The organism is Ruegeria sp. BG9 (genome assembly GCF_056538305.1).
On the sequence record NZ_JBQFSY010000004.1, the window covers coordinates 19692 to 46083 of the forward strand.

General features: G+C 52.6%; 34 protein-coding genes. 16 read left to right on the forward strand and 18 right to left on the reverse strand.

The window, feature by feature from the left end; all coding sequences use genetic code 11:
- Nucleotides 1–109: 109 nt before the first annotated feature.
- Nucleotides 110–568 (reverse strand): putative molybdenum carrier protein, encoded by a 459-nt coding sequence (locus tag ACR0I8_RS07940; RefSeq protein ID WP_480702993.1) that lies wholly within the window; start codon nucleotides 566–568, stop codon nucleotides 110–112.
- Nucleotides 565–1248, reverse strand: a complete 684-nt coding sequence (locus ACR0I8_RS07945; protein WP_480703072.1) for an SOS response-associated peptidase — start codon at nucleotides 1246–1248, stop codon at nucleotides 565–567. Before ACR0I8_RS07945 ends, ACR0I8_RS07940 begins: the two co-directional genes overlap by 4 nt.
- A 201-nt stretch (nucleotides 1249–1449) precedes the next feature.
- On the opposite strand from ACR0I8_RS07945, the gene ACR0I8_RS07950 reads away from it, so the two are divergent.
- Together ACR0I8_RS07950 and ACR0I8_RS07955 are read left to right on the forward strand one after the other, a co-directional pair.
- Nucleotides 1450–2763: a hypothetical protein gene (locus ACR0I8_RS07950; RefSeq protein ID WP_170690937.1), complete on the forward strand. Its 1314-nt coding sequence runs from the start codon at nucleotides 1450–1452 to the stop codon at nucleotides 2761–2763.
- Nucleotides 2756–3346, forward strand: coding sequence for a hypothetical protein (locus tag ACR0I8_RS07955; RefSeq protein ID WP_170690935.1), 591 nt, complete (start codon nucleotides 2756–2758; stop codon nucleotides 3344–3346). Before ACR0I8_RS07950 ends, ACR0I8_RS07955 begins: the two co-directional genes overlap by 8 nt.
- A 93-nt stretch (nucleotides 3347–3439) precedes the next feature.
- Here ACR0I8_RS07955 and ACR0I8_RS07960 read toward each other — a convergent pair whose 3' ends face one another.
- The gene (locus tag ACR0I8_RS07960) at nucleotides 3440–3931 is read right to left on the reverse strand and encodes a hypothetical protein (protein WP_170690933.1); all 492 of its coding nucleotides are present in this window, start codon (nucleotides 3929–3931) and stop codon (nucleotides 3440–3442) included.
- 54 nt (nucleotides 3932–3985) lie between these two features.
- Nucleotides 3986–4423, reverse strand: coding sequence for a hypothetical protein (locus ACR0I8_RS07965; protein WP_170690931.1), 438 nt, complete (start codon nucleotides 4421–4423; stop codon nucleotides 3986–3988).
- A gap of 85 nt (nucleotides 4424–4508) precedes the next feature.
- Here ACR0I8_RS07965 and ACR0I8_RS07970 point away from each other — a divergent pair, with 85 nt between their 5' ends.
- Nucleotides 4509–4733 carry a helix-turn-helix domain-containing protein gene (locus tag ACR0I8_RS07970; RefSeq protein WP_170690929.1) on the forward strand — a complete coding sequence of 75 codons (225 nt, stop codon included), beginning with the start codon at nucleotides 4509–4511 and terminating at the stop codon, nucleotides 4731–4733.
- A 61-nt stretch (nucleotides 4734–4794) separates the two neighbouring features.
- Here the strand turns inward: ACR0I8_RS07970 and ACR0I8_RS07975 are convergent, their stop codons facing one another.
- The 4 genes from ACR0I8_RS07975 to ACR0I8_RS07990 form a co-directional block, all read right to left on the reverse strand.
- A complete protein-coding gene (locus tag ACR0I8_RS07975; RefSeq protein ID WP_170690928.1) occupies nucleotides 4795–5241 on the reverse strand; it encodes a helix-turn-helix domain-containing protein in 447 nt (148 codons plus the stop codon).
- The gene (locus tag ACR0I8_RS07980; RefSeq protein WP_480702996.1) at nucleotides 5238–5639 is read right to left on the reverse strand and encodes a DUF4258 domain-containing protein; all 402 of its coding nucleotides are present in this window, start codon (nucleotides 5637–5639) and stop codon (nucleotides 5238–5240) included. The genes ACR0I8_RS07975 and ACR0I8_RS07980 overlap by 4 nt, the downstream gene beginning before the upstream one ends.
- A 1421-nt stretch (nucleotides 5640–7060) precedes the next feature.
- Nucleotides 7061–8890: a hypothetical protein gene (locus tag ACR0I8_RS07985; protein WP_170690582.1), complete on the reverse strand. Its 1830-nt coding sequence runs from the start codon at nucleotides 8888–8890 to the stop codon at nucleotides 7061–7063.
- Complete coding sequence (locus tag ACR0I8_RS07990) at nucleotides 8890–9282, reverse strand: hypothetical protein (RefSeq protein ID WP_170690924.1); 393 nt, start codon at nucleotides 9280–9282, stop codon at nucleotides 8890–8892. The genes ACR0I8_RS07985 and ACR0I8_RS07990 overlap by 1 nt, the downstream gene beginning before the upstream one ends.
- A 565-nt stretch (nucleotides 9283–9847) precedes the next feature.
- On the opposite strand from ACR0I8_RS07990, the gene ACR0I8_RS07995 reads away from it, so the two are divergent.
- On the forward strand, nucleotides 9848–9970 hold the full coding sequence (locus ACR0I8_RS07995; RefSeq protein ID WP_480702999.1) for a hypothetical protein: 123 nt from the start codon (nucleotides 9848–9850) through the stop codon (nucleotides 9968–9970).
- 616 nt (nucleotides 9971–10586) lie between these two features.
- On the opposite strand, the gene ACR0I8_RS08000 is transcribed toward ACR0I8_RS07995, so the two are convergent.
- From ACR0I8_RS08000 to ACR0I8_RS08020, 5 genes are all read right to left on the reverse strand, one after another.
- On the reverse strand, nucleotides 10587–10778 hold the full coding sequence (locus tag ACR0I8_RS08000; RefSeq protein WP_170690923.1) for a MerR family transcriptional regulator: 192 nt from the start codon (nucleotides 10776–10778) through the stop codon (nucleotides 10587–10589).
- A gap of 75 nt (nucleotides 10779–10853) precedes the next feature.
- Nucleotides 10854–11483, reverse strand: coding sequence for a hypothetical protein (locus ACR0I8_RS08005; RefSeq protein WP_170690921.1), 630 nt, complete (start codon nucleotides 11481–11483; stop codon nucleotides 10854–10856).
- Nucleotides 11480–12763 carry a site-specific integrase gene (locus tag ACR0I8_RS08010; RefSeq protein ID WP_170690920.1) on the reverse strand — a complete coding sequence of 428 codons (1284 nt, stop codon included), beginning with the start codon at nucleotides 12761–12763 and terminating at the stop codon, nucleotides 11480–11482. Before ACR0I8_RS08010 ends, ACR0I8_RS08005 begins: the two co-directional genes overlap by 4 nt.
- Before the next feature lie 289 nt (nucleotides 12764–13052).
- The gene (locus ACR0I8_RS08015) at nucleotides 13053–13343 is read right to left on the reverse strand and encodes a hypothetical protein (protein ID WP_170690917.1); all 291 of its coding nucleotides are present in this window, start codon (nucleotides 13341–13343) and stop codon (nucleotides 13053–13055) included.
- 243 nt (nucleotides 13344–13586) lie between these two features.
- On the reverse strand, nucleotides 13587–13982 hold the full coding sequence (locus ACR0I8_RS08020; RefSeq protein WP_170690916.1) for a hypothetical protein: 396 nt from the start codon (nucleotides 13980–13982) through the stop codon (nucleotides 13587–13589).
- A 363-nt stretch (nucleotides 13983–14345) separates the two neighbouring features.
- On the opposite strand from ACR0I8_RS08020, the gene ACR0I8_RS08025 reads away from it, so the two are divergent.
- Together ACR0I8_RS08025 and ACR0I8_RS08030 are read left to right on the forward strand one after the other, a co-directional pair.
- Nucleotides 14346–14639: a hypothetical protein gene (locus ACR0I8_RS08025; protein ID WP_170690915.1), complete on the forward strand. Its 294-nt coding sequence runs from the start codon at nucleotides 14346–14348 to the stop codon at nucleotides 14637–14639.
- Nucleotides 14640–14679: 40 nt separating this feature from the next.
- Nucleotides 14680–15138, forward strand: a complete 459-nt coding sequence (locus ACR0I8_RS08030) for a GFA family protein (RefSeq protein WP_170690913.1) — start codon at nucleotides 14680–14682, stop codon at nucleotides 15136–15138.
- Nucleotides 15139–15339: 201 nt separating this feature from the next.
- Here the strand turns inward: ACR0I8_RS08030 and ACR0I8_RS08035 are convergent, their stop codons facing one another.
- Entirely contained in the window at nucleotides 15340–15843 is a 504-nt protein-coding gene (locus tag ACR0I8_RS08035; protein WP_170690911.1) for a cupin domain-containing protein, read from the reverse strand.
- Nucleotides 15844–15885: 42 nt separating this feature from the next.
- Here ACR0I8_RS08035 and ACR0I8_RS08040 point away from each other — a divergent pair, with 42 nt between their 5' ends.
- Entirely contained in the window at nucleotides 15886–16467 is a 582-nt protein-coding gene (locus tag ACR0I8_RS08040; protein WP_170690909.1) for a TetR/AcrR family transcriptional regulator, read from the forward strand.
- Nucleotides 16468–16751: 284 nt separating this feature from the next.
- On the opposite strand, the gene ACR0I8_RS08045 is transcribed toward ACR0I8_RS08040, so the two are convergent.
- Nucleotides 16752–17435, reverse strand: coding sequence for a GntR family transcriptional regulator (locus ACR0I8_RS08045; RefSeq protein ID WP_170642894.1), 684 nt, complete (start codon nucleotides 17433–17435; stop codon nucleotides 16752–16754).
- A 238-nt stretch (nucleotides 17436–17673) separates the two neighbouring features.
- Between ACR0I8_RS08045 and ACR0I8_RS08050 the strand changes: the two genes are divergently transcribed.
- From ACR0I8_RS08050 to ACR0I8_RS08085, 8 genes are all read left to right on the forward strand, one after another.
- Entirely contained in the window at nucleotides 17674–18711 is a 1038-nt protein-coding gene (locus tag ACR0I8_RS08050) for a TRAP transporter substrate-binding protein (RefSeq protein WP_425083723.1), read from the forward strand.
- Nucleotides 18712–18791: 80 nt separating this feature from the next.
- The gene (locus ACR0I8_RS08055; protein WP_170375922.1) at nucleotides 18792–19325 is read left to right on the forward strand and encodes a TRAP transporter small permease; all 534 of its coding nucleotides are present in this window, start codon (nucleotides 18792–18794) and stop codon (nucleotides 19323–19325) included.
- 2 nt (nucleotides 19326–19327) lie between these two features.
- The gene (locus tag ACR0I8_RS08060; RefSeq protein ID WP_170375920.1) at nucleotides 19328–20614 is read left to right on the forward strand and encodes a TRAP transporter large permease; all 1287 of its coding nucleotides are present in this window, start codon (nucleotides 19328–19330) and stop codon (nucleotides 20612–20614) included.
- A gap of 18 nt (nucleotides 20615–20632) precedes the next feature.
- Nucleotides 20633–21067 (forward strand): heme-binding protein, encoded by a 435-nt coding sequence (locus ACR0I8_RS08065; RefSeq protein WP_170662655.1) that lies wholly within the window; start codon nucleotides 20633–20635, stop codon nucleotides 21065–21067.
- 9 nt (nucleotides 21068–21076) lie between these two features.
- Entirely contained in the window at nucleotides 21077–21958 is an 882-nt protein-coding gene (locus ACR0I8_RS08070) for an NAD(P)-dependent oxidoreductase (RefSeq protein WP_170662653.1), read from the forward strand.
- 56 nt (nucleotides 21959–22014) lie between these two features.
- On the forward strand, nucleotides 22015–22758 hold the full coding sequence (locus ACR0I8_RS08075) for a glucose 1-dehydrogenase (protein ID WP_170474672.1): 744 nt from the start codon (nucleotides 22015–22017) through the stop codon (nucleotides 22756–22758).
- 17 nt (nucleotides 22759–22775) lie between these two features.
- Nucleotides 22776–23087, forward strand: coding sequence for a cupin domain-containing protein (locus ACR0I8_RS08080; protein WP_170662651.1), 312 nt, complete (start codon nucleotides 22776–22778; stop codon nucleotides 23085–23087).
- A 5-nt stretch (nucleotides 23088–23092) separates the two neighbouring features.
- Entirely contained in the window at nucleotides 23093–24004 is a 912-nt protein-coding gene (locus ACR0I8_RS08085; protein WP_170690907.1) for a sugar kinase, read from the forward strand.
- 159 nt (nucleotides 24005–24163) lie between these two features.
- Here ACR0I8_RS08085 and ACR0I8_RS08090 read toward each other — a convergent pair whose 3' ends face one another.
- The 3 genes from ACR0I8_RS08090 to ACR0I8_RS08100 form a co-directional block, all read right to left on the reverse strand.
- Complete coding sequence (locus ACR0I8_RS08090) at nucleotides 24164–24571, reverse strand: N-acetyltransferase family protein (RefSeq protein ID WP_480703004.1); 408 nt, start codon at nucleotides 24569–24571, stop codon at nucleotides 24164–24166.
- A 324-nt stretch (nucleotides 24572–24895) separates the two neighbouring features.
- The gene (locus ACR0I8_RS08095; protein WP_170642888.1) at nucleotides 24896–25123 is read right to left on the reverse strand and encodes a DUF1127 domain-containing protein; all 228 of its coding nucleotides are present in this window, start codon (nucleotides 25121–25123) and stop codon (nucleotides 24896–24898) included.
- Nucleotides 25113–25337: a DUF1127 domain-containing protein gene (locus tag ACR0I8_RS08100; RefSeq protein ID WP_170375908.1), complete on the reverse strand. Its 225-nt coding sequence runs from the start codon at nucleotides 25335–25337 to the stop codon at nucleotides 25113–25115. The genes ACR0I8_RS08095 and ACR0I8_RS08100 overlap by 11 nt, the downstream gene beginning before the upstream one ends.
- A gap of 131 nt (nucleotides 25338–25468) precedes the next feature.
- Between ACR0I8_RS08100 and ACR0I8_RS08105 the strand changes: the two genes are divergently transcribed.
- The gene (locus ACR0I8_RS08105; RefSeq protein ID WP_170375906.1) at nucleotides 25469–26380 is read left to right on the forward strand and encodes a LysR family transcriptional regulator; all 912 of its coding nucleotides are present in this window, start codon (nucleotides 25469–25471) and stop codon (nucleotides 26378–26380) included.
- Nucleotides 26381–26392 lie beyond the last annotated feature (12 nt).

Sequence of the window (26392 nt, forward strand, 5' to 3'; positions counted from 1 at the left end):
TTCGATTGCCTGCTTCGCGGACTTTTCGGTCATTGGACCGCAGGAGTTGTTAATACCGTCGGGTTTACCGGTCAGCCCTTTAAGAACTTCGGGCGTGTGAGAAACTGGCCTAGGAGGTCGAAAGTGCGTCGCTCAGGAAAGCAAACGCTTTCGAACATACCCCAGGTGCCTCAGATTCACGTGGTCCGGCAACGTTGAGAACCGAAGGCTTGATCGATGCGACCCATTGCCGAACCCGCTCAGTTTCTAGACGGTTTTTATCTGCAAGCGCGATACGCAAAACCGGTTTTCCTACCTCAATTGCGACTTGATGAGTATAGTTCGTGCCGGGGCTTTCTGATCCATCTGTCAGAATAAGCGCCGCGTCGCTTGAACCGACGTTGAGCCGGGTTCTGACGTCTGGTTTTGGCGAAGGTGCTTCCGTTAGACCTGTGTATCGCTCTGGAATGCGGCCAGCTTCGTTGATGCGACCCTTGGGGACCCAGTCGCCGTAGCTCAAACCGCGTTGGATAGCGAACTCAAGTGCAGCCAAGTCTACGCCAGTTTGCCCACCTGATACGATTTTCACGGCAATCTTCCTGCTGGGTCCGACTTCTCACCTTCGCCAGCCCGGACAATTTGCATTTCGTTCGAATTGAAGGGCTCCAGCAGTTCAAATGCTTCATCCGCGTTGCCATCCATCCATTGCTCATAGTCCTCCGGCTTGAGGATGACGGGCATTCTCTGCGGGTGTATGGGCTTTACCAGTTCATTGGCCGTCGTGGTGATGACGGTGTAGGTTTCAACCTCCTCGGGCCCTTCCTTGCCCTGGTACCGCGAGGTTTGCCACATACCCGCAAATGCGAATGGCGGGCGGTCCTCATCGCCCTTCAGGGCGAACCAGTGGTAGGTGGCAGGGTTTCTTCCTTGAGCCTCACAGAACGAACTCGCCGGAACAAGGCAACGCCTCTCTTCAAAGCTCTGTTTCCACAAACCGTTTGATCGCACCTTGTCATCACGTGCGTTGTTCCAGGCACCCGGTTGAATAATTGCGCCGGTTTTCTTTGACTTCTTTGTCGTACGAAAGCCCCAGCTCAGCGGGACCAACTCACGCTTACCTTCGTCGCCTTTCCTGACCACAGGGGCTAAGTGCTTTGGGTAGATGGCTGGCAATGGTACCGCATTCCCCAGCCTGTCGCGTTCAACGGCCACGTCAAACAGCTGGCGCATCGCTGTGGCCGGGATGGTGTTGGAGTAGAGGTTGCACATAGCCACAAAGGCTAAGCACAAGACCTGAATTGAACAAGGTTGTGCATCTTGGCCTCCCCCAGATCCAGCAATCGGATTGAAGCAATAATCGAATATTGGCTTAAGCTGTCTTCCTTTCACAAGTATTTGGCAGAATTTCAAAAGTTCCAGAAATCATGCAACCCCATATGGCTACTAGGGACTGTTTCTAGGGACGAGCACATGCAACGTACGAGCGCGAAAATTATTGCCGTTGCCGTAGGCGCGGAAGTTCTCATTATCACAGCAGGTCTTTCACTTGCCGCCGCAATCGGTTGGCAGTCTTTCACGGAGCACCAAAACATCACTCTGGCGATGTCTGCGGCGGCTTTTCCGCTCATCCTCGCATGTCTTGAGTTCTTCAAAATACCTGCGGGGTACGCTCTCTACAAATCACGATGGCTCATGAAGCCGTTCGCTCTACTGCTGTTACTAGGTGGCATCGTGGCAACCTTCGAAACGGTTACAATGGCAGGGTCGACATGGTTCCGCTCCGTGCAATACGATGTGCAACTTGCTCAAACCGAACTAGAGGCCATGGAGCAGAGGCATGATGGGCTCGACACGAATGTATCGTTCGAGGCCCAGCAAGCAGTAGTCGCAAGTTTGCAGTCACAGTTGGACAGTTTGACCAACTCCGGTGCCAATAAAGCTCTCAACGCCACTCTTCAACAGACGCGGGATGAGCGAAAAGAACTACTAAACCGAGCATCAGAGATGCGCGACAAATTTGGCGCTGAGTGGGATGCCCAAACTGCAGACAACGAGCGCAGGGCAGCCAGCGACAACCCAGTTATTCGCAGTCAGGGTGAGGTTTCTCAGAGATCTCTACCGACGCGTGCAAATTACATAGCCACTGAAATGGCGCGCTGGCAAGCGGACGAAGGCGATATCATTGCCGCGGAGATTGAGCGAGTTACTGCGACGATAGCAAACATCGAAACAGAGCATGCTCTGCTGGTCAAAACAGAAGGCTACAATCCCGAAATAGATGCGGTTCAAGCACAACTGGCCCAGGCGAATGAGGCTCTTTTGGTTGCACAACGAGCGGCGTCGCAGGCTGTGACCGACAAGCTCACCTTGAGTATCGACATTGAAAAAGCGCGATTGCGCGTCGCGGAGACTGCTAGCGCATCGATCATCTATGATATTGCCGCGAAGTGGTATGCAACGCCGATAGGTCAGGTGACCGAGACGCAGGCCAACGAAGTAACCAAATGGATTGTCGGCGGTGTCGCAGCCGCAGCCGCGCTGTCCACAGGTATGGCCGCCTTTATTGCTGCGCACATTGGATCATCGCCTCCGGCTTTATCGCTAGGCCAAGCATTGCGCCGCTACGTTGTGCGACGCAGGTGGCGGCGGAAACAGACCGTGGAAAAGATCGTCTACCAGGATCGCGTTATCCACAAATACCTGCCCATAACCGAGGGTTTGACCAATTTGAAGGAACGCTCAATCAAACAGGAACTAAAACTGAGGAGCGTTAACAATGAGTAGTGTTACCACAGAGCACGACTTCAGCGCGATAGAGCAAGCGCTAAAACAGAATGAAGCCCCAATGCGTATGCGGGAGCGGATTGGCAAAGGTAGTATGGCGGGGCTCGTCATACTGGCCACAGGTATCGCTGTGACATTGGCTGCGCTCGGCATCGGCAAAGGCATCTTCTGGGCCAAAGAAGAGAAGATCGTTGAAGTCGAAAAAATAGTCGAAGTGCCAGTAGAGAGGATCGTCGAGGTTCCAGCACCAGCACCTGCAATGCCACAAGTCCCACCTCAGGAAGGCGGTACCAAAATCGCACGCAACTTCGTAATCTTCCAAGAAATAAAGGATCAGAAAATAGGCTCGCAAACTTGGGATATTGTTGTTGGGCATCGCTTTGCAACCAGTGAGCAGGAGACGTATGACGAGGCATATTGCTACGCAACGACTTGGGCCGACGATGTCCAGAACCGGATTGATGTTTCGTTCAAACTTCCAAACGAACGCCCAGTCAAAGCGAGTTCTTACTCAGCCGCGAAGAAGCTGAACCTTAAGCAAACCGACATCGACGAGATGACGGACCTGTGCCCATATTTATAGAGAAGAAGCAATGAAGCTCATCAATACAACCTTTTTGATTGCCACACTTGCTGTAACCGTCATTTTTTGGTTTTGGGTCCTGACCGTAGGCAGTTAACCCTCTGCCACAACTAATGGCGGCTCATTCGGAAATGACCTTATATCAAACCACTTGAAACAGGTGCCATCCGGATTGCGTTTGTCGCCCATGTGCAGGAATGAACCTGCGGTCTTGTGTCGGATCAACGCTGCCCTGAACGCTCGCAGGTCTATCAACCACCATTTCAGGATAGTCTGTCCATCTGGTCCTGCATGGCCGTAGAACATCCAGTCTCCGTGGCCGTTCACTATCTTGGACAGTTCGGTTTCTGCTCCGGTTGGCAGCTTTGCTCTGATGGTGAACTGATGCGGGTATCTTGCAGCGTACCCGTGGCGTCTCACCCTAGCAGCAATGCGCATGTCCTTGGCATCTAACATTAACAGGTCTGTGGCCTGAAAGTGGTCCAACGGATCCGGAGCAGCCTGAAGGATGTGGCTGCCAATGATGCTCTTTATCTCAGGCAAGAACTGATCCGACCAATGCCGATTGACGCTGTAGAAACTCATATCCAATCTCACAAAAGAAAACGGGCGCAGAGAATGCCGCGCCCAGCAATGTTGCTAGTTTATGCGGCTTCTTTTTTTGACTTCCTTCAGTGCTTGTTTTGCTGCCTCGACCGTCTGCTCGAGTGGAGCCAAGCCACTGATGTAGGCCTTCATACCAATCTCGATTGCACGAAGTTCTTGCTCGTCGAGCAGTTCCAGATTGTCTGCGATTTGCTGCTCGTTTTTCCGCGATTTCCGGAACGCAACAGCCATGCCTTTCGGATCACCGCACGCTAGCCAGTCGATGGAAATAGCCTCTTCTTTGCACCAACGAAGAAACACATCATCTATCAGGATGTCGCCATCCTCGTCGTAGCGTAGTCCTGGGTCGGGAAGTTCGAACCAATTGCAGAATGCCTGTACTCGCTGCTCGCACGTTGCCAAGTCTTCATGCTCAGCCATGAAGAATTCAGGTTGAGTGCTATCGTTCGCGCGGGCGCGTTCATTGGTCATTGCTATGTCCTCCAAAGATGATATACACTTTTAGTGCATAATTGCATATTTAATGCAATTGCACTTTTGATGCAAGGGAAAAGAAATGAATGGGGCACAATGTAGGGCAGCACGGGCGCTGATCTCGATTTCTCAAGATGAGTTATCGGAGCGCTCCGAAGTCTCTAAGCGCACAATTGCTAGCTTTGAGCTTGGTAGCCACACAGTTGCGGATAGGACTGCTTCAGCGATCCAGGCCGCCCTCGAAGCTGCCGGTGTAGAGTTCATTGCTGAAAACGGCGGTGGGGCAGGTGTGAGGTTGAGGAAATAGCTTTCTTAGCTGGCAAAGGAAAACCCCGCCGGGGCGGGGTTTTGGTGACATCCTAACGGTTTCAAGCAGCCATTAGGTGGTACTCGTCGCCCTCGACTCTGATGTTGATAGGCTGGCTTTCTGCAGTAGGAACGCTGCTCCTTGCCAGATGCTCCAACCCTTCTTCGTACGGCAACAGCAGCTTTTCGATTGCCAAGCTTCGAATGACTGTTTCCGAAGTGCTCTCAATGGCGAATTCACCGCGCTCCCAACGACCAATCGTCTGACGATCAGCGTGAACCAGAGCAGCCAGCTCTGCCTGCGTGTAACCCATTTCGGTACGCAGGAAGCGCAACTCTGCACCGCTCATGCCCTTTTCATGGCGTACGATGCCTTGCGCAATCGCATTATGCAGCCCATTGATTGCAGGAATCTCGATCACCGCATCGCCCTCTTCGTCGATTACTGGTGCCAAGCCCTCAATGAACACATTTTGCAATCCGCATTCTGTGTAGTGGTAAGTGTTCATGGGTTTCCCTCCGTTAGTGTTCCAGCGCGGGTTTCGGTTTCGTCAACCCACATAACTGTCACTAGTTTAATCTTTCTTGTGCTAGCGTTCGGGATGGTAATCAACCGAACCCCACGACCGCCGCTGTTTGGAGTGGCGGACTCTATTGCGTATCGATAGTACCCGCTTGTGCTAGCTGGAATCGGATCCGCGAAAACAAAGCCTTTCTTCAGGACATACAGAATGTCCGAGATGCGCAAGTCCCTCTCTTCCAAACGCTCAGTTGCATGGAGTTTGTACGCCAGCGAAAAAACTGGGTCGGCTGCAATGGCTCTGATTTGTTGTGTCGCATCAGCAGGGTTCCATGGTTCTGGTTTAATTGGCAAGTCGTGAATCATCTGTTCCGTTCGTCTTCTCATGTATCACCGTGTTACACGAGATCAAGTGCTGTCAATTTCAATTTGCAGGAAAATAGCTGCTTTTGAGCACAAATTCTCGTTGCTGCTCGGTTTGTCAAACACATCATATTCCGTCAACAAGCAAGAAAACGTACATTTCTACTACATGTTGTGGGTGTGGCAAAATAACCCTGAAATTTACTGACAATTTGCGGATCGCCACAGTCCAAACACAATTGCACCGGCCCCGCCGGACTGACGTGTTGGTGCTGCACCACGCTCGGACGCGCCTTGTCGGGGTTTGCGTGCCCGCTGCCAAACGGGCTTGCTTCAGAAATGACGAGAGGGCGGCTTAAGCCGCCCCGCCTTCAAAGCACGAATGCCAAGATGGTCAGCAGAAGTGACAACGTCGAAACAATGTCCGAGTAAGTCACCTTGCCCTCTACCTTCAGAGTGATACGCATTGGAATGTCTCCGAGTGCGTCGCTCGTCCGGACGAGCTAGTTAAAACCAGCTCAGTACTTGTATTCCGCCCTAATACCGGCGGTTGGGCGCTCCTATGTACAACTCGTCACACCCGGCGATTTATTGGGCTTAAGGTTGTCGTCGGCCATGCCGTCGATCCATACCCCCAACAACCTTAGCAATAGGCCGCTAAGCCCGTCACACAGCGCGGCTAGGCACTTCTCGGAGAGAGACACAGTCTCGTGTGGCCCCGCCACCTCCGAGCCGACGAAACATATGACCTTTGAAAAACGAAACCAATAGGTTGGGAAAAATTTTTCCAATGGGCAATCTGGGGTTGTGCTTTAGGTGCCAGGGTGGAATTCATTGTGGAGAACGGCGGTGGTGCCGGAGTGAGCAAAGAAACTGAGCAGGAGCCTAAATTGAAGTTCAAAATAAGTATCCGTGAAAGGAATAAAGAAAACACTGCCGATTGGCCTCAAATACACCATTTGGAGAACGAAGACTCACTTGAAATGGCCGCAATCCCCCACGTGGGGGACGTAATTTCACGAGCTGAGATGCACTCCCGCTATAGAATTGTAGATCGCGGTTTCGATTTTCAGAAGAAAAGCTGTGTATTAATCGTAGATAGGCACAACGCGCCTTGGCCTGGCTATTGAGGTGTTGCACCAGCCCCGGTTTTCAGCCGTGCTGGTGCTGCGCCTAACTCTGATCGGACAATATCAACAAATCTCTGGCGTCCGTGAAATACCGATGCAGGCTTTCCGCCTCATTGATTGTGATCACGCTCACCCGGAAGTCTCGGGCCATTTTTGCGAGTTGCTCAGCCGATGCCGCAGCGCGGTCGCACTTCTCTATCGCCTCTTCCTTGGTCGTGACCTCAGATAGATCAATCTCTAGGTATCTGGCGACATCCCCCCTGATGTTGTTCAGGGGTTCCATGCACTCGTTGACTATTCGTTCGCTAAACGGTGTCATACGGCCAGCCCCCGCTTCCTGGCTTTGGACACCGCAGCGACAGCGCGCCGGTCTATAGTTGGCCCATATCCTTCCAGCGCGCGCCGGATTTCCTCACCAACGCCTGCCTGCGCGCCTCTGGCGTCAATACTCCAGTTGTTCACAATGCCCCCACCGGAAAGCATCTGCTCTGTGCGGTTGGCGTTAATGACCTGAGACCCGCGCGGCAGATTGACCAACTCGGGGCCACGTTCCCCGACCAAGGCCATCCCACCTGGGGCGAAGCTCGTGCCAGTTGCGAAGCCGGGAATACCCAGACCGCCCAAGAGTGCCCCGCCAAGCCCAGCCTCTCCAAACAACCCGGTATACGCAGACTGAGCCAGAAGTTTTGCCATGTCCGAAAGCAGAGAGGAAAGCGCGCTCTTAGCAGAGTCCGACCCTTCAGTGATGGACATAAACAAGCTCTGGAACCCGCTCTCAAGCATTTTGGTGGCGTCCGAAACTTCCTCAACACCGTCTTTCAAGGCGTCCAAGGCCCGATTGCGCACTTCCTCGGTGACGATCTCCGGGAACATACGGTGCAGTTCGTTGATACGCTCGACCTCTGCTGCGTACTTCTCAGCCTCGCTGCGGGTATTCTCATAGAGCCGCTGAGCTTCGTGCAGACCATCCGGCAACCGGACAGACCCACCACGCCTTGCGCTACCACCACCGCTTCCGCCATCCGTCAGCGCAGGGGGCAATATTTCCGGGCCGGAAAGCCCCTGTCGATAAATCGGCGTGCCGCTGTTCATCCGTGCGGCCTCGTCTGCGGCGTTGCGGGTAACGGTCATGGCGCGGGAAACGCTGGCATAAGCTGTTGCCGCTGCCTGTGCGATATTGGCAAATGCACCTTCTAGGCGCGCGCCTTCCTCGACAGCTTGGGAAAAGGCCAAAGAGATTTGGCGAACCGCTTCTGCGGCTTCCTCTGGCCCATTGGCGTTCTTGAGTGCGTCCAGGGCGTCGATGATCCGATAGACCTGTGCAGTGGTCAGGCCGAACTCATCCTGCAAGCGCTGCATGGAATCCTTCATTTCTTGTTCCAACGCGGCAATCTCAGAGGGCAGCAATTCCGCAAACCCATCAGAATTGGTGTCCTGCGCCCGCAAGAATTCCCGCTGTGCTTCAGCGAAGTCGCGCAGACCTTGCTCCAGTGCGCCTAGCTCGTCGCCCGCCGCAATCATGGCCTCCTGTACCGAGTTCAGGGCGCGTTGCTGGTTGACCTTCACCAATTCGAGATAGACTTCTCTAACGGCTGCTGCGTTTTCGCCATAGCGCTCGGTGAGTTCATCCATCGTCATCATGCCGATGTTTGCGGTTGCTTCTAGGTCGCCCAAAGCCTTGTCCATGTCCGACACAACGTCAGAAAGCTTGCGCCCCTCGTCAGAAGCCGCCAGCAGTGCCGTGGCAACTGGAAAACCCAGCGCGGCCACAGTTCCCATTAGCGGACCCAAGAGGCCCAGAGAACCGCCCAGAGCGCCGAAGCCGCCCAGAAGTTGCGGCAATTGTTGACTGAGGGCACGACTTGCACTGGTGCCACCCTGCATCTGAACGGCAATATCGCCAATCTGGTTAGCCGTGTTCTGCAACACGAAACGGCCGCGCCCGGAAATGTTCATAAGCCTTTGCAATCCAGTTGCAGCTTGATTGGCGTTGGCTGCGATCTGCTTCCCGCCGCGCTTCCATGCGTTTTCAGCGCCCTGCGCGCCGTTCACAGCCGCCTTGCGCGCCTGCTCCATCTGCCGTTCGAACTTGCGCAGACTCGCCTCAATGCGAACGACAAGCGCATCACTCAATTCCTGTGCCATCATTTGCCCCCCATGAATTGCTCGAAGGGGTTAGCCTCTTCCTGGTCAGCCGGTTGCACAACGTTGGAGCGGGTAACTGGTGTTGCGCCCAAGCTGGAAAGCTGCTGGCGGTGTTCTCGCATCAGCGCTGCGGTGACGTTTGCACCTCCGGTTTCGATCTGCGCTCGTGTAATGCAAGCAAGCTCGACCAACGCTCGATCTGCCCTTTCAAGCCAAAGCAATTCGCCCAGAAACTTGTTCCAGATCTTGCGCTGCGCAGCGTTAAAGTATTCAGGCGGATTGCCCAGAGGACCACCGCCGTCAGGTTCTGTGCGGTCTTTGAACCGCTCGGGATGCGTCTTGATTGCCCCTGTCATCTTGGCCTTTGCCAAGGGTGTTCTATTCCGTGCCATGTGTCTGCCTCGTGGATTTTTGAATTGGAGATACGGGTAAAAGCCTGACCCGCCGGTTATTCCGATAAGAGTTTTGAAGATTTAACTACCCCCCTTTGCCTTGGAGGCACTTTGCCCGCCGCCAAGAGACTTGAAATCATGTGTTCGATGTTCGGCGTTGCCTGTTCACGAACCTGTTGTTGCCGTACTAGTCTCTCAATCTCGGTCACCATTGCCCGACTTCCTTTGCTGCGGGATGTTGGATTAATTGCCCCATACCCCTGGTAGATAAGGATGTGCCCTTAGAGGGAACGTCGGAGGGGTCGACTAGGGGCTGTTCGTGCCCTTTTAGGGAACGTCCTATGCCCTTAGAGGGAACGTGGTCTTGCTGTTCGTGCCCTTTTAGGGAACGTTTCATGCCCTTAGAGGGCACAGGGTTTTGAATTCCATTCTTGCCTTTCGGGTTGTTCGTTCTGACCTCGACGACGGGATAATCCGAACCCTCGCGCCATTTCAGGTAAAGTGCTCTGGGGCGGTCGTTTGGTAGACAAGTGATTTCGGTCAACTCGATTTGATGCGTACGGGCATGGCCAGCCAACCCGAGGTTGGCTGGGCGTGTGACCACGATCCACCCTTTGCGCTGAAGGTCGCGAAAGGCGCGCATTGCTGTCTTGATGTTGCAACCGGCTCGATCAGCGATTTGGCGTAGGGAGAGAGCGATTTTGCCGTTGTTGTTGGCATTCGGACCTTTCCACTCCAACTTGAGCCAAGGGTAAATAGCCTGCGCTGGCAGGGAGAGCGCCCGCCATGCTGGACACTCCATGTGCTGCCTGATCATCTTGGTCCAGTGTTCGTTCCCTTCTCTTGCTCTTGTCATGCGGCCCCCGAGCGCCTGTGCGCCTGTTTGTGGTGCTTGCGGCAAAGCCACCGCACCAACAGGGGTCGGTCATAGTCAGGGTGATGGGCCTCTGCTTTTTTTGCGCCACAGACTTCGCATGGTTTGCGTTGGATGAGACCGCGCCGCAATGCCGAAGCTGTCGCAACCTGCGCCCACACTTTCTTGGGGTTGCGAAGTCGCCAACGTTCCTGCCGGGTCAGTTTTCGCTTATCGGCCATCAGTCAGCCTCCCCATATCAAGGGGGCCAACGCGTTGGCTTGGGCCGCAGTAAGCCCGTGAATGCGCATTAAAAGTTTAACTTGAAGATTCTGCATAGCTCTTGCCTCAAAGGTTTGCCTTCGACGGCGCAGAGTGGTGATTTCGTGTGCAGAGGCCCTGAGAAAGCATCCGTTTTACGAATCCCGCCCGCCACCGCCGGTGGGGTCGTTTAGGCCGCTGCACATTCAGCCTGAGACTTTTCCCAAGCTTCCAAATCAGACAGTTTCCAGCGCGCACAACCGGGTGTCAGCCGTACAACGCGGGGGAATTCCTGTTGTTCACGATGCCAGCGCCATACTGTCGGGCGGGCGATGCTGTAACGATTTGCTACCTCGATATCGGAAAGAAAAATATCTGTCATTGTCGTGCCTGTTTCTGTTTCAGCACAATCAATCTGACGAACATCTGGGAAATCCGCCAAGGGAGTTAAGTGGGGCTATTTCCCACCCTTTTTTCCGAACAGTATTTTGCTTTGGCTTTCCGCGCTTGCCTTAATTCGGAGTGCTTTTAACACTTCGTTAAGAAAGTCGAGCCAAGGTCCACTGGCTTGATTGATCTCAATTCCATTAACAATAGTTGGCTCTCTGCCTGTTGCTTGGGAGTAAAAGCTCGCTGCCATCTCGGTCACTTTGCCTGCGGCGAATTTCTGCGGCGCTCCAAACCGTCCAGAGTCGGACTCAAGTTCAGAAATTGCCCGTAGCGATCCTTCCGGCCATAGACTAAGCTGTTTTTCCAAAGCGAATAGATCCCAGCCTTGGTTATGCAGTGCAGTCACAGCTGGTTTTCGCATGTTGGCAATGTGCCTCAGAAGCGCGTCTGTCAGTTTCGATAGCTTCCGAAGTTCGTCCACACTCCCCTTAGGGGTTGCCTGGCGGTTTCGCGGCAATTCCTCATCCTTGCCGATTATTGAAGCGGAATAAAAGGCATGTGCCCGTACTCTAATTTCATCGTCGGAGAAGCGAACTCCCCCTTCCAATGATCTCATTGCAGATATTAAAGGCTTCCCGATGGGACTATCTTGAAACTCACATGGATACCCGTCCCATCCTATGAAACTTTCACTCATGGTCGCATCTCCATCGGCACAACCTTGGCACCAGTTTCACCACGCAAAAAGCGTCCCCATGCTGCCATCATTGCACGCCGTTTTTCGATCATGTCGCCCCGCCTATAGGCGCGCTCAACTTCTGAGCCAACGGAGTGTGCAAGCGCGATTTCGGCCATTTCACTCTGGTATTCTGTCCTTTCCGCCGCCCAATCCCGGAACGTGCTTCTTAGACCGTGGGGGACGGCAGGGCGGCTAGAGCGCCTGTCCAGGTATCTAGCGGGCTTTGCGGCATGTATCCGCTTCATACAGGCTGACAGGGCCGCATCTGAAAGCATGCCTCCACGTGCTGCAGGAAACACAAACTCACTTCCCTCCATTCGGTCGAGCGTGCTCAGCAGTTTCACAGCCTGACGGGTCAACGGAACTCGGTGTTCATTGCGCATCTTCATACGCTCGGCAGGCACAGTCCAAAGTGCCTTTTCTAAATCAAACTCAGGCCAAACCGCTCCACGTATCTCGCCCGATCTGGCGACAGTCATGGCCATAAACTCAAGTGCCCTAGTCGCAAAACCGGAACGCGATTGCACGTCTTTGAACCAATCAGCGACATCATCAAGATCTAGGGCAGGGTGATGCTTGACCTTTGCCACTTTGGAAGGTTTTGGAAGAATGGCGTCTAAGTTGTTTTTCCATCTAGCCGGATTGTCCCCGGTACGATGCCCCGCAACCGTCGCCCAAGCTAACACGGCCTCAACTCTTCCTCGCAAGCGAGTGGCGGTTTCATTTTTGGACAACCAAATAGGTTCAAGTATTCGCTGAACATCCGAAACCTGGATATCCGCCACTAGCATATTACCCACGGCAGGAACCGCGTAATTGTCCAGAGTCGCACGCCACTGCTTCTTGTGCTTTTTGTTTTCAAATTCTTCCAGCTTACCGACTAGAAACTTTTCCATTGCCTGGGAAAAAGTCATGCCGCGTTTTTGGGCTGCTTCCAGAGCCGCTCTGTTAGCCTTGCGGTGCTCCACTGGGTCTATACCATCCCGGATCAACTGGCGGGCTTCACGCGCTCGTTCCCGAGCCTCTGCTAGCGTTACATCAGGAAAGCCACCCAAGCCTAAGTGACGCCGTTTGCTGCCTATGGTGCATCTGAGCAACCAAGAGCGTGCGCCGGAAGGGGTAATTTGAAGCAGCAATCCATCAATGCCGCCGACCGCGAAAGTTGCGTTGTTTCCATGGCCAGGGTGTTTCAACCGCTTCACTTCGAGAGCCGATAGTTCTTTTGCCTTTTTGGGCATAGTTCGATTCCCGCTCTGTTCAGCCTGCCATCCTACCTGCCATAAAAAGTGACATTGCTCGTTACATATTGCAACGAGTTATTTCAGATAATTCTAATTATCCTATATTTTACAAAGCGAAAGACGATTGATTGATACAGATAGAGACAGGGCGGGGGCGGTTCCTCGGTCCGCCACTGGTTTACCTTGAAAAATAGAGGCTTAAATGGTGTGGCCCACTTGATGGGCCCATGGGCTTTTTACTCAAGGCAACTTTGAGGCAACCGTTCTGGGTGAAAAAAGGCTGTTTTCACCCCAATCCATACGGTCCACCATCCTGTAAATCGCCGAACACTGCCCATGCCTCGTGGCATGCGTTTGCGAGTGCTATGTCAACCTCGGGGATGCTGTCCTTGAAATTGGTATATGCCATTCGGTCGCCCAGGTTCATCAGCACAGTCGCGAGGTGATTGCGTGGAATGAACGCCCGGTAACGATAGTCGCCGCCCGGTGTTTCGATCACTTCACCGTCCATACCATAGTCGCGCAGAAGTTCGGCGTCTTGAGCGCGGCGGAACCGTAGACATACGCGAGACCCCATGTGCGGCCCGCTGGTCTTGCCGTCCTCATCCTTTGCAACGGCCGAGAAAAAAGCCCGAACTCTCGGGCGTCGAGAATGCTACCCACATCTGCAGGTCCTCCTAATTTTTTGGAAAAAGGGGGCGTCGCCTATCAGATACAGTATAGGGTCGTCAACTCGAGGAGGCTTACGTGCGCGTGCGCATGGCCTGTTGGCGCAAACCCAAACCTCTGCACTAGGCAGCCCCTACGAGATGGTTGGAGACTACTCGACGTCATGCAGTTTTGGCTCAATCACCTTCTGCTGAGCCAATCTTTCTGGAAGGCGGTCGCTGATGTCTTTGAGCCGCTGTGTTGGATTGACACTCATGCCGACAGTTCCGCTGTGGGTGTGTGTGATGCTAACGCTATCAGCGCGCCCAAAGGCTCGGTCCTGAGCTAGAGCCAACAAGGCGATTTGTTCTTTGCCAGAGAGTTTTCCCGATACAAATTCGCCGTTCCGATCAATGCGATTGAAGAGCTCATCCATCGACAAAAGATCGTTCATGCGTTTAACAGCGATCTCGCCGTTCGACTGAATCAACTTTCTTGTCTGGGGCTCCAGCTTGGGTCGGCCACCCGGATTTCCGGAATGACCAGGCTTGAAGAGCGGTGTTGGCATAGTGAACTCCTCTGTTCTCAGAAAGTGAATGCACCAAGCAATAACTATATACTATACATAATATAATTCGGTTTGAGTTGAGAATATTGTGCATTTTTCTAAGGGGCTTGGCGGTAGTTAAGTGCCATCCTCGGCTACAGCGGGTTTTTGGTCAGCGTCTGCTATCGTGCTGAGCGACCACTAAATGCACAAAGTTCGACTGTCTGCTGCCGAAAGACCGCTTAGCGGCGCTTAGCCTTCATCAGAAAAAAGGTCGGATGACCGCGTTGAGCCCAAAGCAGACACACCCGCAACAAAATGATATGGTCATAGAACCAGAGGCGCTCATACATTCAGGAACCGTACTTTACGGAGGCCGGACGAATGATCATGCGCATCTTTCAGGTCGTGACTCGGCCAGGAAAAGAGGAAGAGTTCAGCAAGTTCTTCCATGAAACAGCTATACCCTTGATGAGAGGTACTAATGGCATCGTTCAAGTGTTTCCTGGTGCCGCACGTGCTGACACACCACGAGAATTCAGCTTTGTCATGGTGTGGGAAAACCTAGAATCACTAAAGGCGTTTGTCGGCGAAAACTACCAGAGCCCGCATATCGATCCGGCGGAGGCCGAATTGGTCGAGTCGCGTTCTATCAAGCATTATGAGCTGGTCCAATAAGGGCCATGGCTGAACGCTAGGAAACAACTCGGGGGAAATAATGATCAAAGGGAAATGCGGTTGCGGAGCCGTAACCTATCAGATGACATCACAACCCATGTTCGTGCATTGCTGCCACTGTAGCGAATGTCAGCGACAAACCGGAGCAGCCTACGTCTTGAACGCCATCATTGAGGCTGATCGCGTGAAGTGCAAAGGGCCAATCACCGAAAATGAGCTCTCCGCTCCGAGCGGGAAAGGTCAGATTATTACGCGCTGTAGGGATTGCGGCGTCGGCGTTTTTAGCAGCTACATGATCCGCCTTGGAAAGCTAAGGTACGTGCGCGTCGGGACACTGGAAAACCCGGATCAATGTCCTCCAGATGCACAGATTTTCACGAGCAGGAAACAGGCCTGGGTGCCACTCAGCAAGGAAATTCCTATCTTCGAGGAATTCTACAAATTCGATGAGGTGTGGCCGCAGAATTCGTTGGAACGTTTGGAGACTGCTCTATCCTGACGGATCAGTCGTTGAAGCTGAATGGCGGCGTTGTCCGCACAGCGGTCATTGATGCACTACGCCGCCAACGACTGCTTCGAGCCCATTGCGGACGTTGCCAGTGCGGTTCCGAGTGTTTGGTTTGGCACATTTTTCTAACTCTTTACAGAAACGTTAATTCGCGGGCTCCCGTTTCGAAGATGAAGTTCAGGCAGGCTCACTTTATGGCGCCAAAATTGTCATACCAGTCTTTTCGGCTACAGCCATGATGGCCGGAATGTCGGGTGGCCCATCGGGAGCAGGAATGTCTGTGGTGCCGTCTGGCATTGCTTCACCCGCTTCGGTAAAAAATTTATCGTGCATTTCTCCTGGAGCATTGATGCACAATAGGCGACCTGGGCTTTGCCCAATACATGTGAACGCGTGCACGGCGCCGTCCGGGACTTTCACGAAATCACCGATGCTTACATTTTTTGTTTTGCCGTTCAGGAAAAATTCAAACTCACCTTCTAAGACATAGAAGCTTTCATCTTCACCTGCATGATGGTTGGGTGGCGCGCCAGCACCTGGGGCGGTCTTGATCTCAACGATGGTGCAGCGATTTCCGGTTTCAGCAGGAAACGCGTGGAACGTCAGAAGATTACCGAGAAGGTGGTACGTGCGTGGGCGAGACTCTGTCATTTCAACGGCTCCCTTTACTTCGATAAATGTGCCTATATGATACATAAATCTCCTCATGAGACAAGTGTATCATTAAGGACTCGCGATTTGGCTCCTCGAACCAATCAAAAAAACAGAACAAGAGAGGCATTGCTGACGGCGGCACGTGAGCTTATGTCCGAAGGAGAAAACGTGACCCTTGCTAAAGTCGCAGAGCGAGCGAGAATTGGCCGCGCGACGGTATATCGGTACTTCTCCGACCCCGGTGTTTTGGCCTTGGACGCGACCCTCGACGTAGAGGTGACTCCAACTTCTGGACTGCTGGAAGGACTTGAGGACGTACGAAGCCGTGTGCACGCTGTGGCGCGCTATTATCTGGATTTCTCGCGCGAACATGAGGCGTACTTCCGTCAGTTTTTGGCTGAGTCTCTAAAGGCATCACTTCAGGACAGTACTGTCAAAATGCGCGGCGCCAGAAGGGTTACAGCATTTGGCGAGGCCCTTGCACCCGTTCGTGGCTCTATGAAACAGAGCGATTACGATGACCTGACTCTTCGTTTAGCCATGACAACAGGCATGGAACAGTTTGTAGTATTGGAAGACATACTGCGAGTAAACCAGCAGAAAGGGTACCGGTTGCAAGAGGGCCTGGTGGATGCTCTGCTTGATCAATATCTGCCGAAAGTGTGAAACGTACCAGCAAAGCTATCTTGGCTAAACGGACGCTTTTTTCGCAGAGCAGACGTTCTTGCTGGGTGTAGCGAACGTCTGTTGTTCGGGAAAGCCCCAATTCGCTGCCGAGCACCATCACGTTTGTAGAACGTGAGAAAACCGCAGAAACGAAACCGGGCATTGCACATTCGATGATCCCTAACAAGCAAAAAAACTTTAAGATAAATGAGCAGCCGGCAGGCACGATAGGCACATTTTCGGTACTGAATATTGAACCAAATTAGCGGTATGAGTTTCCAAATTCATTCAAAATACTCGGGATGGCGTTCGTGAATAAACGCGATAGTGTCGTCGAGGCGGGATAAGTGTTTTCTGACTGCGTTTTGCGCTTTTGACAGATCCCGCGAGGCAAGCCCATTTGCGATCTCATAGTGGTCTTCCAAAATGGAATTCGCCTCGCGATCTTTCTCAAGACCAAGCATACAGAGACGATCTACTTTTTGTTTGCATTCCAGCATAACTTCGAACGCTAACGGGTTGCCGCCAAGGACGTAGATTAGTTTGTGAAAATCGTAATCGAGCGCGTGAAAGGCAGATAGATCCCCTTGCGTCAGAGCATTCTCCTGAAGGGCTAAGTTTTCGCTTAGCTTCGCATCCCGATCTGAATCCCAAGTCTCAACCGCCATGTAAACTATTTCAAGTTCGACGGCCCTTCGCACCAAACGAGCAAGCTCTAGGCGATCCATTGAAAAGCCACGCACCTCGGTTGCTTTTTGAGGTCGGATAAGTAGCAAATCCTCATTTCCAAGCCTGGTGAAGGCGTTGCGAACAGGTTGGCGAGATACGCCGAATCGACGTGCGACTTCCGTCTCGGACAATTTTGTGCCGGGAAGAATTTCGAGCGAAACGATCTGATCGTGCAGTGTTTCGTAGACGGCATCAGTGGTTGTTCGGGTTCTAATTCCGTCCACGATTTTTTCTTTCATCCTCTGATTCATAATCCTGTCGCCACAGTCTGAGAGGTGGTTAAGGAACTGTTTTATATATTAAAAAGCCACAGTTCGTACGTATTTTGGAAAGGCTTTTTCGGTTAATATCAAAGAGCCTGTAACCATTGAAGTCAAGGCCGTCACATGTTTCAAACGAGTTGTTGACACAACTTGGATACTAGTGTCCTTATTAGTTCAGCAGTGATTCCGGCTCTGGGAGGAAGCAGGAAGTTTTGTGACTTTCATCCTCCAGACGACACATTTTGGCCTGTTGCTGCTCAGAAAAAACGGGAGGAGACCCATGACTTCTACGAAATCGCTTTTTGCAGCAGTAACCGTTGCACTGATCGCCTCTTCAGCATCGGCTGAAAGCTGGCGCGCTTGGAACATTCACAATGACGGCCACCCCAATACGGCGGCGATGGACAAATTTGCTGAGCTTGTTGACACAGCCACAGATGGTGAAGTCACGGTAGATGTTTTCCACGGCGGCGTTCTTGGCTCGCAGCCCGATGCGCTGGAGCAAGTGCGAATTGGAGCCATCGAGGTTGGCAACTTCAACCTTGGCCCGATTGGTCCGATGGTCAAAGAGGCAAACCTTGTATCGCTTCCGTTCATCTTCAAAAGTGTGCCGCACATGTTCCGCGTGATGGAAGGTGAAGCTGGTGCGGTCGTTGCCGAAGCGATGGGTGAGGCAGGAGTTCTTCCCCTTGCATATTTTGATGCTGGAGCCCGGTCATTCTACAGCCAGAAACCAATCAACTCTCCAGCCGATGTGGAAGGTCTGAAGATCCGAGTTATGAACAACGATCTCTACACTTCGATGATTTCGGCTATGGGTGGAAATCCGTCTCCAATGGCTTTTTCGGAAGTACAACAGGCACTGAAAACAGGCGTTGTTGATGGGGCGGAGAACAACTTCCCGTCGTTCAAAAACGTCGGCCATTACGAAGTGACGTCGCACTATTCGCTGTCTGAGCATTTGATCATCCCCGAGTGCATCTGTGTGAATACAGCCAAGTTCAACGCGCTTAGCCCCGAACTACAAGAAGCTGTACGTAGTGCGGCACAAGAAGCGGCTCTTTATCAGCGCGAACTGTGGGCTGTTGGATCTGAGCAAGCGCGCTCTGACGTTGAAGCGGCTGGCATCACAGTCAACGAAATCGCAGACAAGGGTCCCTTCCAGTCCGCGATGGACGTAGTCTATGCCGACTACCTAGCTGCCAACCCAGATATGAAAGCGTTGGTCGAGATGGCTCAGGCCACTGAGTGATTTGCCAAAGCGAATACAGTTAAGCGCGTCCGGTTTCCTTCAAAGAAGCCGGACTCGTAAAACCAAAAAAAGGGGGCGGCATGCAAGTTTCAGGCAAGACATCAGAGTTTCTACGGAGGATGGATTTCTTCCTCGACCTGCTCGCCCGCCTTTGTACCGTGTTGGCCGGCGTCGCCATCGTGACTATGACCGCCATCTTCGCGTGGCTGGTCTTTGGCCGGTACGTCCTCAATGACACGCCCACTTGGGTTGAACAGGTATCGCTTTTACTTGTCATGGTTATTGCCTTCCTCGGCGCAGCAGCCGGAGTGCACAACCATACCCACCTCTCTGTTGTTCTTTTTCGGGGCATGGTGCCCCCGAAAGTACGAACAGTCTTTGTCTGCATCACAGATATGCTGCTGGCCGGATTTGGCGCGATGATGTTCTGGTATGGGCTTGAATTGACCGAATTCAAATGGGGCACGTTGATCCCGCTTATTCAATGGCCCGAGGGCCTGAGATCCCTGCCTATGACAATCAGCGGAGCATTGGTCCTTCTGTTTTCCATCGGTCATCTGATCCGCCTGTTTCTGGGCGAGGATGCGCGTCAAGACAGTATAGATCAGGGTTAATCATGGGACTTGCAGTTCTTCTTGGGGTCTTTGCCCTTTCCGTCATCATCGGCACTCCGGTCGCTTACGCACTCGGGATTTCTGCCTTGGCTGCGTTTTGGTATGAAGGTTTGCCGTTGTTCGTCGGCTTTCAACGAATAGTGGCGGGAATCAACGTTTTTTCGCTAATGGCGATCCCGTTTTTCATTTTCGCTGGCGAGCTGATGTTCCACGGCGGGATAGCCGTTAGATTGGTCAGGTTCGCGCAAGCTGCTGTGGGTGCCGTGCGCGGCGGGCTTGGCATTGTAAACGTGTTTTCCTCTATGCTTTTTGGCGGGATTTCAGGTTCGGCGATCGCGGACATCTCCGCGCTGGGCTCAATTCTCATCCCCGTTATGAAAGACAAGGGATACGATGCTGACTATGCGGTGAATGTGACGGTGACGTCTTCTATCGCTGGGATCATCATTCCACCCAGTCACAATATGATCATCTTTGCTCTTGCAACGGGCGGTGTGGTGTCAATTTCCAAGCTGTTCTTGGCGGGCGTGGTCCCCGGCATCCTGATGTGCTGTTGCCTGGCAATTGCCGCATATGTGGTCGCAGTAAAGCGCGGCTATCAGGCTGAACGGTTTCCAGGATGGACGGCGCTGGCGTACGCGTTTATCGGCTCCATCCCCGGCTTGCTGACTGCCGTCATTATCGTCGGAGGTGTCCTATCAGGCATCTTTACTGTAACAGAGTCCGGTGCATTCGGGGCTATGTATGCCTTTGTTGTCACGCTGATCGTCTACCGCAGCCTGTCATGGGATGCCTTTAAGACTGCTGTAATTTCGTCCGTGCGTACAACGTCGATGGTCATGATCCTGATCGCCTGCGCCGGGGCCTTCGCCTACATGCTAACCTACAACCGCGTACCAACCAAAACGGTCGAGTTCCTTTTGGGGATAACCGAGAACCCGATCCTGATTTTGCTGATGATCAATGCCGTTCTTTTGCTGCTTGGCATGATTATGGATATGGCAGCCTTGATCCTCATCTGCACGCCGATCTTTTTACCGGTGATGAATATGCTGGGGATCGATCCGCTGCAATTTGGCATGATCCTTCTAGTGAACCTTGGTCTGGGGCTTTGCACGCCTCCGGTCGGGACCTGCTTGTTTGTAGGCTGTGCGGTTGGCCAGTTGCCGATGGAAAAAGCCATCAGAACGATCTGGCCTTTCTACCTTGCGATCTTCGCAGCGCTGATGCTGATCACCTTCGTTCCTGCCATCTCGCTCACACTTCCCACTCTCCTAATCGGCCCATAAAGCCCAAAGGACGCCGTTATGCTGAATATCAAACGATTGGACATTGAAGAGGCGCGACGGCTGATCGCGGTCGCTAGGCTAAAAGCCGAAGATATCGGGGTGCCTATGTGCATCGCTGTTACCGATGAGAGCGGTATCCTCATCGCATTTGAGCGAATGGATGGCGCCAAGATTACCAGCGTCAATCTGGCGATCGACAAGGCTTATACCGCATGCGGCATCAAGAAGAGCACGCAAGCCTTGGGTGAAGTCAGTCAACCGGGAATGCCAGCGCATGGCATCGCCTCGGCCTTAGGCGGACGTATGGTGACCGTTGCCGGCGGTCTTCCTGTGCTTTCTGGTTCTGATGTCGTCGGCGGCATTGGCGTTAGTTCAGGCTCGCCTGCGCAAGATCATGACGTCGCCCAAGCCGGGGCCGATGTCTTTTCCAAAATGAAAAACCTAAACGCTTAGGAGGCGCATATGTCGAATCCAAAAATCGGTTTTATTGGCCTAGGCCAAATGGGCAGCAAGATGGTTGAATGCCTCCAAAAAAATGGTTTTGATCTTATGGTTATGGGCCGCAACAAAGCGGCGGTTGCCCAAACCGTTGCGCGCGGCGCGGTCGAGGTGAGCACCCCTAAGGAACTCGCCGAGGCCAGTGATATCGTCATGCTCTGCGTGACAACATCTGACGTGGTCGAAAGCCTGATCTACGGCGAGAATGGTATTCTCGCCGGGATCAAAGAAGGCGCGGTGGTCATAGATTTCGGAACGTCCATTCCAGCGTCAACAAAGAAAATTGGCGCGGAACTTGCGAAAAAAGGGGCGGGGATGCTCGACGCACCGTTGGGGCGTTCACCTATGCACGCCAAGGACGGTTTGCTGAACATCATGGCAGCGGGCGATATCGAAACGTTTGAAAAGGTCAAACCTGTGCTCGACGTGCAGGGCGAGAACGTGTTCCATCTTGGCACACTCGGCGCGGGCCATACGACAAAGCTGATCAACAACTTCATGGGTATGACAACAGCGTGTACCATGAGCCAGGCATTTGCAGTTGCAAAACAAGCGGGCATCGATGGCCAGCAGCTTTTTGAGATCATGTCTGCGGGCCCGTCCAATTCTCCATTTATGCAATTTTGCAAGAATTACGCCGTCGATGGCGTAAGTGATCTTGGGTTTTCGATCAGCAATGCCAACAAGGACATCGCCTACTTCGTTCAGATGATTACTGACATTGGAACGCGCTCCGAAATCGCTGAAGGCACTTCCGCAAATCTTCAAACGGCGCTTGATGCAGGGATGGGCGAAGGCAATGTACCCGAAATCTACGACATGTTCGTCAAACGCGGTGCAGCTTAGGCGACCCACAATGGCACACGACAACTTTCAAAGCTGAGCAAAGATGAGGGATGCCCATGAAACTCGCTGGAAAATCGGCAATTGTAACTGGAGCCGGCCGCGATATCGGTGCAGCAGTCGCTCTCAAGCTTGCCTCCGAGGGCGCAAACGTCGCAATAAACTATTTTGCCAGCAGCGCAGGCGCTGAGGACGTTGTGGCCAAAATCAAAGCAAATGGCGGGACCGCAATCGCGCTTCAAGGAGACCTAACGCAGAAAAGCGACGTTGACGCATTGGTTGCGCGATCTCTCGCGGAATTCGGCAGTATTGACGTTTTGGTCAATAACGCGGGCGGTTTGGTTGCCCGCAAAACAGTTGCAGAGTCCTCACTTGAACATTGGAAGTATGTGATGGACTTGAATCTGACCAGCAACTTCATGATGACGAACGCCTGTTTGGCTCATATGAAAAGCGGTGCGATTGTCAACTTGGCAAGCCAAGCTGCTCGCGATGGCGGCGGCCCCGGCTCAGTTCCCTATGCGACCTCAAAGGGCGCGATCATGACGCTGACGCGGGGTTTGGCCAAAGAGCTGGGCCCGGATATCAGGGTCAATGGGCTGTGCCCTGGGATGATTGATACCGATTTTCATAACATCCACACACCGGACGCAGGACGTCGCGGCTTTGAAGCCGCTGCGCCAATGAAACGTCAGGGCACCATTGAGGATGTCGCAAACCTTGTCCTATTCCTAGCCTGCGACGACAGTGCTTTCATTACAGGAGCTAATGTCGATCTGAATGGTGGAATGCTTTTCTCATAGTGTAGCGGAGGTACACCTTGCCTGAATTTCCAGTTGTCTCGACAGGAGAGAATGTCACACGGCAAGTTCTCTCTGATCATCCCAATCTCATGGTTGTTGCCTTTCGGTTCAGCAAAGCAGGTGCGATAGGCGCGTTGCACAGCCATCCGCATGTCCAGTCAACATATGTCGAAAGTGGCCGGTTCCGGTTCACTTTAGGCGAAAGTGATCAAGAGTTCGGGCCAGGAGACAGTTTTGTCATTCCTTCAGATCAAACCCACGGATGTGTTTGCCTGGAACCAGGAAAGCTCGTAGATAGCTTCACTCCGCGGCGTGACGATTTTTTGTAGAACCCATGCGTATCTTAGCAATCGGCGAGTGCATGGCGGAACTTGCTCCCCTAGGCGGTCCAGGGGAGTTCAAGATCGGGTACGCTGGTGATACGTTCAACACGGCTTGGTATTTAGCGAATATATCACCAAATACAGAGGTCGCTTATTTCACGACAGTTGGTGACGACAAACTGTCTCGCGAAATGCGAGCCTTTATTGACAGAACAGGCATCGATACCTCTCACATTTGCGAAATTTCGGATGGAACTGTGGGTCTCTATATGATCCACCTTTCCAACGGCGAACGCAGTTTTTCCTATTGGCGCAACAGCTCTGCAGCCAAACGGCTTGCTGACGACCCAGATGCGCTTGACCGTGCTATCGAAAAAGCGGATTTGATCTATTACTCAGGAATTACGCTGGGAATTCTTGGTCCTCAATCGCGTGAAAATCTACTTGGTGCTCTCCAAAGGGGTCGCGATGTAGGGAAAACCGTGGCTTTCGATACGAACATCAGACCCAAACTTTGGTCGAGTACCGAAGAAATGAAGCGTTCAATCATGCGCGCTGCTGAGCTCTCGGATATCGTGTTGCCGTCTTTTGACGATGAAAGCGCGTGGTTTAATGACGACTGTCCGACCGCGACTCTTGAACGATATGCAAGACTTGGTGTGGAGCGGGTCGTCGTAAAGAACGGCGAGCATTCTGTGGTTTATAAAGATGGGAATACTAGAGGGGAGGTGCCTACTAAGCCGGAAACTTCCGCTATTGATACAACAGCCGCTGGTGACAGCTTCAACGCTGGCGTTTTGCTCAGCGTATCGGAGAAAAGTGATTTCCGCGCAGGGATATCGTTGGGCTGCAAATTGGCCAGCTACGTGATCCAAGCCAAAGGAGCGCTAGTTCCTGTCGATCCACTGCGTGTTACAGCTTGAGGTGGTAATCCCCGACTTGTGTTTAACGTGGAATAAGCGCACCGCACGGCCACTATCTGCAGAAAGGCAGCTTAAATACTGAAACAATAAAGGCGTTAGAAAAGGTCATTCGCTTGAGTCCAATCAAACGACCGCAATACGCAGTGTGCCATTGGTCGTCTAGGCAAAAAGCAGATGTGAGTGTGCCCTAGTTTCAGCGAAAATCTCAATGGCAATTGACGCGGGCGTCGGCCAGTTGGGGTGCAAGATTGCTTCAACAATATCCGCGTCAGCTACAAACTGCGCGTTATGTTTCGCCGCAAGATAGCGCATGTGGCGGTTTTCCTTCAGGCACATCATTTGGATAGACCGGACGCCTCTGTTCTGCGCCATCGCGTACATCTGTTGAAACAAAGCGTCGCCAATCCCAAGGCCTCGGCACTCGGCTTCGACAGAGAATGCAGCCTCTGGCTTTGATGGTAATGAATGAAAGAGGCCGCGCAGTTCCACAAGGCCCCTCAATTGTCCCCAGACAAACGCCCCACAAGCGATACTGTCATACCGAAGGATGTTCTGTGCGTAGCTCAAGACGTATTTGGCGTTGACGGCTCCACAAAACCGTGCTCGCCGCGTTTCGATATCTAACTACAGAAAATGATTACAGATGTTACTTTGATCGCCGGAACGGAGAGGATGAACGATCGGGTCTTGTAGTGCTCTCCTGACTTTCAGTTTTCGCGTTTCCTGTTTGGCAGGTTGGTATGGGCCAGCATTTTCGGGAGGAGGTGAAAATGCTGGCCCTTTGCGATGGCGCTCCCCGTTGGCTTTTTCGCCGCCGCTTATGCTGGCTTACTCTGGGAGGAGCGAGGACCAGCAAACTTGTGTAATCTTCTGACCTGAAGGCCCACTTCTCTATTCGTCAGCCATTAGTTTTTCGGCATATTCCGGGATCTCAGATCGCGAAATTCCGATCTGAGCGAGTTGGTAGTCACTCATATTCGAAAGCGCAGAGAGCATCCGGGCCATTTTCAGTGCTTTCAAAGCAGCTTTAGTCGTGGATCTGATCCACACCAAGAATGCGATTGATTGGGCGATCGCGTGATCGCGATACGTAGCAGGGGCTTGGGTGTTAACAGCCATAGGCGGCCTCCAACGCAAGATTTTTGATGCTGCTTCTCGAGATACCCAAATCTATTAAGTCACGGTCAGATAACACCGAGAGTTCATAGTAAGTTTCGCGATAAACCCTGCGTTTGGCCTGTGCCTTGCGTATCGTGTCCAGCTTTTGATGAAAGAACGTGCGGCCAGCTTCGAAAACGACATCCAGCGCGCTGTTTGATCGTGTAATTGCCATGATATTGCCTCGTCCATTGCTGCAATGCAGTATTTATGCTGCAATGCAGAGATAAGGGTATTTGGTAGCGCTCACAACTCGCCATTTTGGCAAAGGCCCCATGCCATATTGGAATAGCAAAAGGTCATGACATGGACATTTCTGCGCAAATGCTAATCTTTGCGACGGTTGTCGAGCAGGGCAGTATTTCTGCGGCTGCAAGATCAATGGGCCAGACCCCATCAGCAGTAAGTAAGCAGATCGGGTTACTTGAAGATCAGGTGCACTACCGCCTTCTGAATCGTACCAGAACGGGTGTCTCTCCAACGCGGGAAGGCCAAGATTTCTATGAAAAATGCAAAGCGATGGCTGACAAATTCAATGAAGCCAAAGCGATGATCCACAGCTTTGACGGTGTCCCACGCGGAGAACTCAGGATCGCATCCACTGTTGCATTCGGTAAGTCCCAACTGATTCCTGCTCTGCCAGAGTTCATGAAAGAGAACCCTCAGGTTCAAATGTCTTTGGATTTGACCGACCGAGAAATTGATCTTCGGAGTGAAGGCTTCGATGCGGCGATCTGCTTTGCGGAACAACGCAAGAATCCAGATATGGTCATTAGGCGCGTTATGAAGAGTCGAAGGGTACTATGTGCCTCACCTGAATACCTTGCGCGTTGTGGAACACCGTCGAATTTTGCCGAATTGGCTGAGCACAATTGCTTGAGAGTTGCTGGGAGAAGCCAACGGAACGCTTGGAACAGCATCGAACCGAACGCAGGCGAAAAATTTGAAGCAACGGGCAGCTTTGAGGGGAACAGCACCGATGTCGTCTTTAGAGCCGCTCTGGCTGGTATCGGGATCGCACGGCTGCCCTGCTATATGGCAAACAGGAAGTTTCTCTCCGGCGAACTTGTCCATGTCATGCCGGAGTATGCACCTCCCAGCACGGATATCGTCGTAATGTTTGCCGAAAGGCGGAATCTGGCACCAAAAACGCGCGCGTTTGTGGATTATCTCGCGCGGCGGTTTCGGGATACCGAAGAGAACCAAAGGAACGGTTAACCACGCACAAAA

Bases quoted from the DNA above. Each gene is read 5' to 3' on its own strand.
- ACR0I8_RS07945 (WP_480703072.1), bottom strand. From the start codon at position 1,248: ATGTGCAACCTCTACTCCAACACCATCCCGGCCACAGCGATGCGCCAG.
- ACR0I8_RS07950 (WP_170690937.1), top strand. From the start codon at position 1,450: ATGCAACGTACGAGCGCGAAAATTATTGCCGTTGCCGTAGGCGCGGAA.
- ACR0I8_RS07955 (WP_170690935.1), top strand. From the start codon at position 2,756: ATGAGTAGTGTTACCACAGAGCACGACTTCAGCGCGATAGAGCAAGCG.
- ACR0I8_RS07960 (WP_170690933.1), bottom strand. From the start codon at position 3,931: ATGAGTTTCTACAGCGTCAATCGGCATTGGTCGGATCAGTTCTTGCCT.
- ACR0I8_RS07965 (WP_170690931.1), bottom strand. From the start codon at position 4,423: ATGACCAATGAACGCGCCCGCGCGAACGATAGCACTCAACCTGAATTC.
- ACR0I8_RS07970 (WP_170690929.1), top strand. From the start codon at position 4,509: ATGAATGGGGCACAATGTAGGGCAGCACGGGCGCTGATCTCGATTTCT.
- ACR0I8_RS07975 (WP_170690928.1), bottom strand. From the start codon at position 5,241: ATGAACACTTACCACTACACAGAATGCGGATTGCAAAATGTGTTCATT.
- ACR0I8_RS07980 (WP_480702996.1), bottom strand. From the start codon at position 5,639: ATGAGAAGACGAACGGAACAGATGATTCACGACTTGCCAATTAAACCA.
- ACR0I8_RS07985 (WP_170690582.1), bottom strand. From the start codon at position 8,890: ATGGCACAGGAATTGAGTGATGCGCTTGTCGTTCGCATTGAGGCGAGT.
- ACR0I8_RS07990 (WP_170690924.1), bottom strand. From the start codon at position 9,282: ATGGCACGGAATAGAACACCCTTGGCAAAGGCCAAGATGACAGGGGCA.
- ACR0I8_RS07995 (WP_480702999.1), top strand. From the start codon at position 9,848: ATGGCCAGCCAACCCGAGGTTGGCTGGGCGTGTGACCACGATCCACCC.
- ACR0I8_RS08000 (WP_170690923.1), bottom strand. From the start codon at position 10,778: ATGACAGATATTTTTCTTTCCGATATCGAGGTAGCAAATCGTTACAGC.
- ACR0I8_RS08005 (WP_170690921.1), bottom strand. From the start codon at position 11,483: ATGAGTGAAAGTTTCATAGGATGGGACGGGTATCCATGTGAGTTTCAA.
- ACR0I8_RS08010 (WP_170690920.1), bottom strand. From the start codon at position 12,763: ATGCCCAAAAAGGCAAAAGAACTATCGGCTCTCGAAGTGAAGCGGTTG.
- ACR0I8_RS08015 (WP_170690917.1), bottom strand. From the start codon at position 13,343: ATGGGGTCTCGCGTATGTCTACGGTTCCGCCGCGCTCAAGACGCCGAA.
- ACR0I8_RS08020 (WP_170690916.1), bottom strand. From the start codon at position 13,982: ATGCCAACACCGCTCTTCAAGCCTGGTCATTCCGGAAATCCGGGTGGC.
- ACR0I8_RS08025 (WP_170690915.1), top strand. From the start codon at position 14,346: ATGATCATGCGCATCTTTCAGGTCGTGACTCGGCCAGGAAAAGAGGAA.
- ACR0I8_RS08030 (WP_170690913.1), top strand. From the start codon at position 14,680: ATGATCAAAGGGAAATGCGGTTGCGGAGCCGTAACCTATCAGATGACA.
- ACR0I8_RS08035 (WP_170690911.1), bottom strand. From the start codon at position 15,843: ATGTATCATATAGGCACATTTATCGAAGTAAAGGGAGCCGTTGAAATG.
- ACR0I8_RS08045 (WP_170642894.1), bottom strand. From the start codon at position 17,435: ATGAAAGAAAAAATCGTGGACGGAATTAGAACCCGAACAACCACTGAT.
- ACR0I8_RS08055 (WP_170375922.1), top strand. From the start codon at position 18,792: ATGCAAGTTTCAGGCAAGACATCAGAGTTTCTACGGAGGATGGATTTC.
- ACR0I8_RS08060 (WP_170375920.1), top strand. From the start codon at position 19,328: ATGGGACTTGCAGTTCTTCTTGGGGTCTTTGCCCTTTCCGTCATCATC.
- ACR0I8_RS08065 (WP_170662655.1), top strand. From the start codon at position 20,633: ATGCTGAATATCAAACGATTGGACATTGAAGAGGCGCGACGGCTGATC.
- ACR0I8_RS08070 (WP_170662653.1), top strand. From the start codon at position 21,077: ATGTCGAATCCAAAAATCGGTTTTATTGGCCTAGGCCAAATGGGCAGC.
- ACR0I8_RS08075 (WP_170474672.1), top strand. From the start codon at position 22,015: ATGAAACTCGCTGGAAAATCGGCAATTGTAACTGGAGCCGGCCGCGAT.
- ACR0I8_RS08085 (WP_170690907.1), top strand. From the start codon at position 23,093: ATGCGTATCTTAGCAATCGGCGAGTGCATGGCGGAACTTGCTCCCCTA.
- ACR0I8_RS08095 (WP_170642888.1), bottom strand. From the start codon at position 25,123: ATGGCTGTTAACACCCAAGCCCCTGCTACGTATCGCGATCACGCGATC.
- ACR0I8_RS08100 (WP_170375908.1), bottom strand. From the start codon at position 25,337: ATGGCAATTACACGATCAAACAGCGCGCTGGATGTCGTTTTCGAAGCT.
- ACR0I8_RS08105 (WP_170375906.1), top strand. From the start codon at position 25,469: ATGGACATTTCTGCGCAAATGCTAATCTTTGCGACGGTTGTCGAGCAG.